This window comes from Mycobacterium interjectum, from assembly GCF_900078675.2.
GTDB classification, from domain to species: domain Bacteria; phylum Actinomycetota; class Actinomycetes; order Mycobacteriales; family Mycobacteriaceae; genus Mycobacterium; species Mycobacterium interjectum.
The window spans coordinates 3,028,241-3,035,246 of sequence record NZ_LT546237.1 but is presented as its reverse complement, the minus strand read 5'-3'; the positions used below and the strand labels follow the sequence as shown (position 1 = coordinate 3,035,246).

Annotated in this window: 10 protein-coding genes; 7 read left to right on the top strand and 3 right to left on the bottom strand. The window is 67.1% G+C overall.

Going from position 1 to position 7,006, the window contains the following annotated elements:
• Positions 1–715, bottom strand: a 715-nt coding sequence (locus BN4348_RS48915; RefSeq protein ID WP_328589067.1) for a DUF6542 domain-containing protein, incomplete at its 3' end; no start/stop codon positions are given.
• Between the two features lie 122 nt (positions 716–837).
• On the opposite strand from BN4348_RS48915, the gene ychF reads away from it, so the two are divergent.
• Together ychF and BN4348_RS48905 are read left to right on the top strand one after the other, a co-directional pair.
• Positions 838–1,926: a redox-regulated ATPase YchF gene (ychF, locus tag BN4348_RS48910; protein WP_066915105.1), complete on the top strand. Its 1,089-nt coding sequence runs from the start codon at positions 838–840 to the stop codon at positions 1,924–1,926.
• Positions 1,927–2,054: 128 nt separating this feature from the next.
• On the top strand, positions 2,055–2,438 hold the full coding sequence (locus BN4348_RS48905) for a hypothetical protein (protein WP_066915103.1): 384 nt from the start codon (positions 2,055–2,057) through the stop codon (positions 2,436–2,438).
• 38 nt (positions 2,439–2,476) lie between these two features.
• Here the strand turns inward: BN4348_RS48905 and BN4348_RS48900 are convergent, their stop codons facing one another.
• A complete protein-coding gene (locus tag BN4348_RS48900; RefSeq protein ID WP_066915101.1) occupies positions 2,477–2,953 on the bottom strand; it encodes a hypothetical protein in 477 nt (158 codons plus the stop codon).
• Between the two features lie 173 nt (positions 2,954–3,126).
• Between BN4348_RS48900 and BN4348_RS48895 the strand changes: the two genes are divergently transcribed.
• Positions 3,127–3,522 carry a hypothetical protein gene (locus tag BN4348_RS48895; protein ID WP_084454340.1) on the top strand — a complete coding sequence of 132 codons (396 nt, stop codon included), beginning with the start codon at positions 3,127–3,129 and terminating at the stop codon, positions 3,520–3,522.
• Positions 3,523–3,632: 110 nt separating this feature from the next.
• Entirely contained in the window at positions 3,633–4,031 is a 399-nt protein-coding gene (locus BN4348_RS48890) for a VOC family protein (RefSeq protein ID WP_066915099.1), read from the top strand.
• A gap of 32 nt (positions 4,032–4,063) precedes the next feature.
• Here BN4348_RS48890 and BN4348_RS48885 read toward each other — a convergent pair whose 3' ends face one another.
• Positions 4,064–4,669: a TetR/AcrR family transcriptional regulator gene (locus BN4348_RS48885; RefSeq protein WP_066915097.1), complete on the bottom strand. Its 606-nt coding sequence runs from the start codon at positions 4,667–4,669 to the stop codon at positions 4,064–4,066.
• 67 nt (positions 4,670–4,736) lie between these two features.
• Between BN4348_RS48885 and BN4348_RS48880 the strand changes: the two genes are divergently transcribed.
• The 3 genes from BN4348_RS48880 to BN4348_RS48870 form a co-directional block, all read left to right on the top strand.
• Positions 4,737–5,957, top strand: coding sequence for an aromatic ring-hydroxylating oxygenase subunit alpha (locus BN4348_RS48880; protein WP_372514118.1), 1,221 nt, complete (start codon positions 4,737–4,739; stop codon positions 5,955–5,957).
• The gene (locus BN4348_RS48875; RefSeq protein WP_066915095.1) at positions 5,957–6,439 is read left to right on the top strand and encodes a nitroreductase family deazaflavin-dependent oxidoreductase; all 483 of its coding nucleotides are present in this window, start codon (positions 5,957–5,959) and stop codon (positions 6,437–6,439) included. The genes BN4348_RS48880 and BN4348_RS48875 overlap by 1 nt, the downstream gene beginning before the upstream one ends.
• A 120-nt stretch (positions 6,440–6,559) precedes the next feature.
• The coding region (locus BN4348_RS48870; RefSeq protein ID WP_142308818.1) for an NlpC/P60 family protein at positions 6,560–7,006 on the top strand (447 nt) is incomplete at its 3' end.

The following is a 7,006-nucleotide window of genomic DNA, read 5'->3' as shown; positions in this document are numbered from 1 at the left end:
GATCCCGGGGGTCGCGTTCGTCGTCCAGCGGGGTTCGGGAATGCCGGGAGTGTGCGCGGCCGGGGCGCTCGGGCCGATCGCCGGGTGTCGGGCGCCCGGTCCGCGAAGCGGCTTTCGGCGAACGGCCGGGCTGGCGGGTCCGCTTCGAGCCGCTGGGCGCCGCCTCCTCCGCCTCCTCGGTATCGCCGAGGCCAAGAAGCGAATTCAACTTCGCGCCAAGGGCGCCGACGAGGGAGCTGCCTGTCGCCGTGGCCGCGCCGTCGTCGGGGGATTCGGCGGCCGCCGGCTGCGACTTGCCGAAATACCACCGCAGCAGGCCGATGAGCAGCACGGCGCCCGCGGTGCCCAGCATCAGCGGGAAACGCTCGATCAGCGGATAGCCGCAGTTGATCAGGAGGTCCTTCAGGTTGCCGATTTTGCGTCCATGGAACATCCAGTAGGCGCCCGGCACCGCGCAGAAAAGAATCAGCGGGGGCTGAATGATCGCGGTGAACACGCCGTCTTGCCGCACGGCCAGCACCGCGGCCACGCAGCCGGCTATATAGAAGCCGGCGAAGACGTGGGTCAAATCCTTCTGACCGGCGTCGATCGCATACCCGACGGCCGTCGCGGTCACGGCGATGACCAGGGCCGCCCACCACGGCACGCCTGGGATATTGGGGTGGATCGACCGGTGGCCAGCCTCGACCGCCGATCTTGCCCGCTGTTCTGGCACATGTAGACCGTACCGGGAATGGGCCGAAACGCCGGTAAAGACCTTGTTAGGGACCGCTGGCGTGCCACGGCGTCGCACACGCATGAACGGCCCGCCCCGCCGCGCCCTACACTTGAATCCCCGTGAGCCTGAGCCTGGGAATCGTGGGCCTGCCGAACGTCGGCAAGTCGACGCTGTTCAATGCGCTGACCAGGAACAACGTGGTGGCGGCGAACTATCCGTTCGCGACGATCGAGCCCAACGAGGGCGTGGTTTCGCTGCCGGACCCGCGGCTGGCCAAGCTGGCGGAGCTGTTCGGCTCGGAGCGCATCGTCCCGGCGCCGGTCACGTTCGTCGACATCGCCGGCCTGGTCCAGGGTGCGTCGGAGGGCGCCGGGCTGGGCAACAAGTTCCTGGCCCACATCCGAGAATGCGACGCCATCTGCCAGGTGGTGCGGGTCTTCTCCGATGACGACGTGACGCATGTGGCGGGAGAGGTCGATCCGAAATCCGACATCGAGGTCGTCGAAACCGAGTTGATCCTGGCCGACCTGCAAACGCTCGAGCGCGCGCTGCCCAGGCTGGAGAAAGAGGCGCGCACCAGCAAGGAGCGCAAGCCCGTCCATGACGCGGCGGTCGCCGCCCAGGCGGTGCTGGACGGCGGCACGACGCTGTTCGCCGCGGGTGCCGACGTGTCGTTGTTGCGCGAGCTGAACCTGCTGACCACCAAGCCGTTCCTGTACGTCTTCAACGCCGACGAGGCGGTGCTCACCGACGCCGCGCGGGTCGCCGAGCTGCGCCGGCTCGTCGCGCCGGCCGACGCGGTGTTCCTGGACGCGGCCATCGAATCCGAGTTGACCGAGCTCGACGACGAGTCGGCCGCCGAGCTGTTGGAGTCGATCGGTCAGACCGAGCGCGGCCTCGACGCGCTGGCACGGGCGGGGTTTCACACGCTGAAGCTGCAGACTTTTTTGACCGCGGGCCCAAAAGAGGCGCGGGCGTGGGTGATTCACCAAGGCGACACCGCGCCCAAGGCCGCCGGCGTGATCCACACCGACTTCGAAAAGGGCTTCATCAAAGCCGAGATCGTGTCCTACGACGACCTGATCGCCGCCGGATCCATGGCCGCGGCGAAGGCCGCCGGCAAGGTCCGCATGGAGGGCAGGGACTACGTCATGGCCGACGGCGACGTGGTGGAGTTCCGGCACGGGGCAACCACCAAATCGAGGTAAAGGCGGGCCGCGTGCTCACCGGTTATCCGGCGGCTTCGCACGTCTCGGCGTCGGGGTCCGTCGGCCCTTGAAATTCCCCGCAACCGGAGCGACGGTTGACAGGGAAGACCATTGGCCGGAGAGGAACGATGCCGACACCGCCTGGCGAGTCCGATTCCCATCCAGCCGCGCTCGATGCGCGCGAGCAGATGCTCGCGCGGCGTGAGGCTGAGGTCTTGGCGCGCGAGTGGCTGGCCGACACGCGGGATCGGGTCGCCGACGAACGCGATCGGAAGGCGGACGAGCGTGACCGGGTCGCCGGCGAACGTGAGCAGGCCGCCGACGAACGAGAGCGGCGGGCGGACGAACGCGAGGGCTCGGCTGCGGAGCGTGAACTCGAGCGACTGCGCCGCCAAGCGGACCGGGACGAGCGCGTGGCCGCCGTTGATCGCCTGGCGGATGCCCAAAAAGCGAGGGATCAGGCCGAGATTCGGCGTGAGATGGCCACCACCGAACGCCGCGACGACGAGTGATCCCGCCCCGCACGGGACGGTGAGGCCGTGGAGGCCCGCTAGGCGACGGCGGGTGCAAGAATGCCGGGCTGCCCCGAATCGCCACTCAGCCGGGTCAAGGTGAAGCGGTGCGCGATGGGTATGCTGCTGTGGTCCGTATATCCGCAGGCGGCCTCGGTGCGGACGACCACCCTCGTGCCAATCCCGGTGGCGGGGTCCCAGGTCCACTCGTCGAAGCCCCGGTGCACCGACCCGTCGTTACACCGCCACGCCGCAGGATTCGGCGGAAAGCTCGCGTGCCACCGATCGGCGTAGAACTGGGCCTGGCCCGAGGTGTTGGAGAAGCTGACTTCGGCGCAGCCGATACCGCACGGCGTGGCCTTGAATGTCAGGTCTCCGAGACTTCCATCGTTGAAGTGGACGTTGTACATCCCACCCACCATCTGGTCGGCCACCGCCGGGTCGGCTGACGCTGGCGCTGCGAGCGGGTTAGCCACGATGCCCAGCGCGACGGCCGTTACGAAGATCTTCTTCATCAGCGTTCCTAACCGGGTAGCCCCTCCGGCAGCACGATACGATCATCTCCCGGGAAAATACAGGTCAATGGGTTTGCTGCGACGAGCTTTCCCGCGAATAAGGGTTCCTAGCCACCCTTCTGAATCGGGATCACTGCTTGCGTGGATCCGTGTCCAGGGGAAATCCTGGGCAGATGGCAACTGCAAAGCGGGCGAGATCGTGGGTTCGGCGGTCGGTGAGCGCGCTGGTGGGCGCCGGGTTGGCATTGTCCGCGTTGGGACTGGCCAGCGGCCCCGACCCCTGGGCCCACGCCGCCCCGGCCCCCGCGCCCGGCAATCACTGGTGCCCGGGTGATCCATGGGACCCGGGCTGGGGCACGGCCTACAACTGGAACTGGAACGCCTGCCACGACTGGCAAGGTCCGGTCAACCAGGGCGGCCCGGCCGGCTGGGGTCCTTGGGGGCCCCCGCCGGGGTGGGCGCCGCCGCAGCCACCCCCACCGCCGTGGGCGCCCGGGGCCCAGCTGATATGGAACCCGACGGTCAACGTCTGGGGACTCTGGAACAACGGAATATGGACCCCGGCTTAGCGCGACGGCGCAACCGTGCTTGGCAACATCGAATCGCGCGGTTTGTCGGAGGGGGTGCCTAACATGCCAGGCGGCAGACGCCGCGGCACTCGTGCACCTGGGGAGGTTCCATGAAGTTCGTCTCGACCCGCATCATCACCGCCGACGTCGATCGGCTCGTCGATTTCTACGAGATGGTCACCGAGGTCTCAGCGGTCTGGGGGAACGAGCTCTTCGCCGAGATCCCGACATCGGTCGGGACGCTGGCCATCGGCAGCGACAAGACCGTGCCGCTGTTCGGAGACGGATCCGCCGAGCCGGCAGCCAACCGGAGCGCGATCGTGGAGTTCATCGTCGAGGACGTGGACGCGGAATTCGAGCGGCTCCGCGACCGCCTCGCCGAGGTCGTGACGGAGCCGACGACCATGCCGTGGGGCAACCGAGCGCTGTTGTTCCGCGATCCGGATGGAAACCTCGTCAACCTGTTCACCCCGGTCACCGGCGACGCCCGGGCCAAGTTCGGAGTCTGACCGGCCGCCAAGGGAATCCGGTGCGGGGGTCCTTAATGCATGTCGGCGTGCGCCCGCACCGATGGTGCGATCCAGTCCGCCAGGAAGCTCCGCAGTCCGTCGCCCGCGCGTGCGGGACGCCCGGGGTCCACGATGAGCGATTGCAGCATGCGCAGCATGACCTCGACGAGTTCATCCAGCCGCTCGTCGGCGAATCCCGCTGCGGCCCAATCGACTTCGAACCTCTGTAGGATCGACCTGCCAAAAGAGATCGCCATGTCCGAGGTCACCCCGGCGGTCAGGGCGCTGGCTTTGCCGGGCTGGAGCACCAGGCTGAGATACTTGTCGTGGGCGATTTGCTCGTAGGTGTAAGCGATGCCTTCCACGACGGCTTGGGTGGGGTCGGTGATCGAACCCAAATGGGTGGCAAGCCGATCCAGGAAGCCCTCGACCGACGAGAGGGCCGTGGCACCCAGCAGCGCCTCCTGGGTCTGGAAGTAGCGATAGACGGTCTGACGCGTCACGCCGAGAGTTTGGGCGACCTCGGACACGCTCACCGTCCCGCGGTCGTCGATGGCGCGACGCGCCGCGTCGATGATGCGAGCGACCGCTTCCTCGTCGTCCGCCGGGATGTCGCCGGACCAGCCGTGCCGTCGCATTGCGTGATCGTCGCACAAAGCGCCACAAAGCGGCCGAGCCCTTGACAGTACAAACCACATTGACTGTATGGTCAGACGCGAGCCGACGAAGGAGACCGGGATGCTGTCGACGACCAACGGTCCGGTGCGTGGCACCGACGAGGACCTCACGCGGCGAGGCTTGCGCCACGCGCTGAACGGGACGACCGACCTGGCCGACCGGGAACTGAGGGTGCCGCTGCACTACTACCGCGATCCGAAGCTCACCGAGATCGAGGAGTCGCAGATCCTGCGCAGGGTGCCGCTGGCCATCGTCCCGTCGGCGCAGCTGCCGCACAAGAACGACTACGTGGTCCGCTCGGTGCTGGGCGATTCGCTGCTGGTGACTCGCGACCGCTCCGGCGCCGGCCACGTGCTGCTCAACTACTGCCGCCACCGCGGCGCGATGCCGGCGTGCGGGTCCGGCAACGCCTCCCGCTTCGTGTGTCCCTATCACGCCTGGACATACCGAAACACGGGCGAGCTGTTCATGGTGCCGGGCAAGGCCGGTTTCGATTCCGTCGACACCAAGGACTACGGGTTGGTCGAACTCCCCTCACAGGAGCGTCATGGCTTCATCTGGGCGGTGCTGACCGCCGACGCGATCATCGATCTCGACGCGCACCTGGGCGCCCTTGGTGCCGAGTTGGAGCTGTGGAACTACGAGGCGTACGGGTATCACACGCAGCGGGAGTTCACCTCCGAGGTGTCCTGGAAAGGGGCGCTGGAGGCATTCGCCGAGGGATATCACTTCCCCTACGTCCACGGCCAGAGCCTCATCGGGCAGAACACGCTGGCGAACACGATGGTCTACGACGAGTTCGGCAAGCATCACCGGATCGGTTTTCCGTTCAACTGGATCACCAACGTGGATACCGACCCGACCGCACCGCGGGACCCGTCGGCGAACATGGGCGTGATCTACTGGGTGTACCCGAACCTCATCCTCGCCAACAGCCCTGTGAGCGTGGAGATTATCGACATATTGCCCGCTGGTGAGCCCACCCGCTGCACGGTCCGGCACAGCTGGATGGGCCGCATCCCGGCGACCAACGACGACATGAGGGCCGGCTACGACGCGGTCTACGAAGGGGTGCACGCCGCCGTGCGCGACGAGGACTTCGCGATGCTGCCCCAGTGCGGCGAGGGCGTCAGGCACGGGCAGCACGACCACATGGTCATCGGCCGCAACGAGATTGGCGTCCAGCACATGATCAAGGTGTTCGGCGAAGAGCTCGGCGTGGCGCTGCAGTACCCAGGCGCGCCGTGATGGCCGCACCCAAGCGGCCCCAGCAGCTGGACTCCCCGCTATTGCCGGTCATTTTCCGTCACATGAGCCGGGCGCAAGTGTGGGTATATCGCAAGACGAACGGCCGCATCGGGGGCAAGTGGCGCATCGGCGCCGGTTTCCGCAAACCGGTGCCGACGCTGCTGCTGGAACACCGGGGCCGCAAATCGGGCAAGCTGTTCACTGTCCCGCTGCTGTATCTGCGTGATGGGCAAGACCTGGTCGTCGTCGCGTCCCAAGGGGGTCTGCCAAATCACCCGCAGTGGTATCGCAATCTCGTCGCCTGCCCCGACACGATCGCCCAGATCGGGGGTGAGCGGCGACCGGTGCACGCGCTGACCGCCGACGCGCAGGAGCGAAGCCGCCTGTGGCCGCGCCTGGTCGAGCTCTACGCGGACTTCGACACCTACCAGAGTTGGACCGAGCGCGAGATCCCCGTCGTGGTGTTGCGGCCGCGCTCGTAGGCAGGCGGCGCAATTTCCTGTCCGGAAATTTGCTGCTTTGTCACCGAATTGGTATCGATGCGGCGAACGCCATTATCGGCGGTGCGAATGACTTGCGCCACAAATTTTGATTCATTGTGAATGCTATTGCTAGCGTGCCTGCCCATGGTTGTTCTAGCAACGTTGATGTCGCTCATCAATCAGGTCTCCGGGACGCCCTATATTCCGGGTGGGGATTCTCCCGCCGGGACCGATTGCTCTGGGCTTGCTTCGTGGGTCGCCAACGCGGCGTCCGACAGGCCGGTCTTCGGCAGTAGGTTCAACACCGGCAACGAGGAGGCCGCGCTGTTGGCGCGCGGGTTTCAATACGGGACCGCGCCCAACGCGGTGGTGATCGGTTGGAACGGTGGCCACACGGCGGTGACGCTGCCGGACGGCACGTCCGTTTCCAGCGGGGAACGGGGTGGCGTGCACATCGGCGGCCCCGGCGCCTACCAGGCCGGATTCACCCATCACATGTTCCTGCCGATACCGGACGGCGACGGTGCGCTGCCACCGCCGCCGGACGCGCCGCCGCCACCGGCGGAC

Coding starts and splice junctions, on each gene's coding strand:
- BN4348_RS48905 (WP_066915103.1), top strand. CDS start 2,055: ATGCCGACACCGCCTGGCGAGTCCGATTCCCATCCAGCCGCGCTCGAT.
- BN4348_RS48900 (WP_066915101.1), bottom strand. CDS start 2,953: ATGAAGAAGATCTTCGTAACGGCCGTCGCGCTGGGCATCGTGGCTAAC.
- BN4348_RS48895 (WP_084454340.1), top strand. CDS start 3,127: ATGGCAACTGCAAAGCGGGCGAGATCGTGGGTTCGGCGGTCGGTGAGC.
- BN4348_RS48890 (WP_066915099.1), top strand. CDS start 3,633: ATGAAGTTCGTCTCGACCCGCATCATCACCGCCGACGTCGATCGGCTC.
- BN4348_RS48885 (WP_066915097.1), bottom strand. CDS start 4,669: ATGCGACGGCACGGCTGGTCCGGCGACATCCCGGCGGACGACGAGGAA.
- BN4348_RS48880 (WP_372514118.1), top strand. CDS start 4,737: ATGGTCAGACGCGAGCCGACGAAGGAGACCGGGATGCTGTCGACGACC.
- BN4348_RS48875 (WP_066915095.1), top strand. CDS start 5,957: ATGGCCGCACCCAAGCGGCCCCAGCAGCTGGACTCCCCGCTATTGCCG.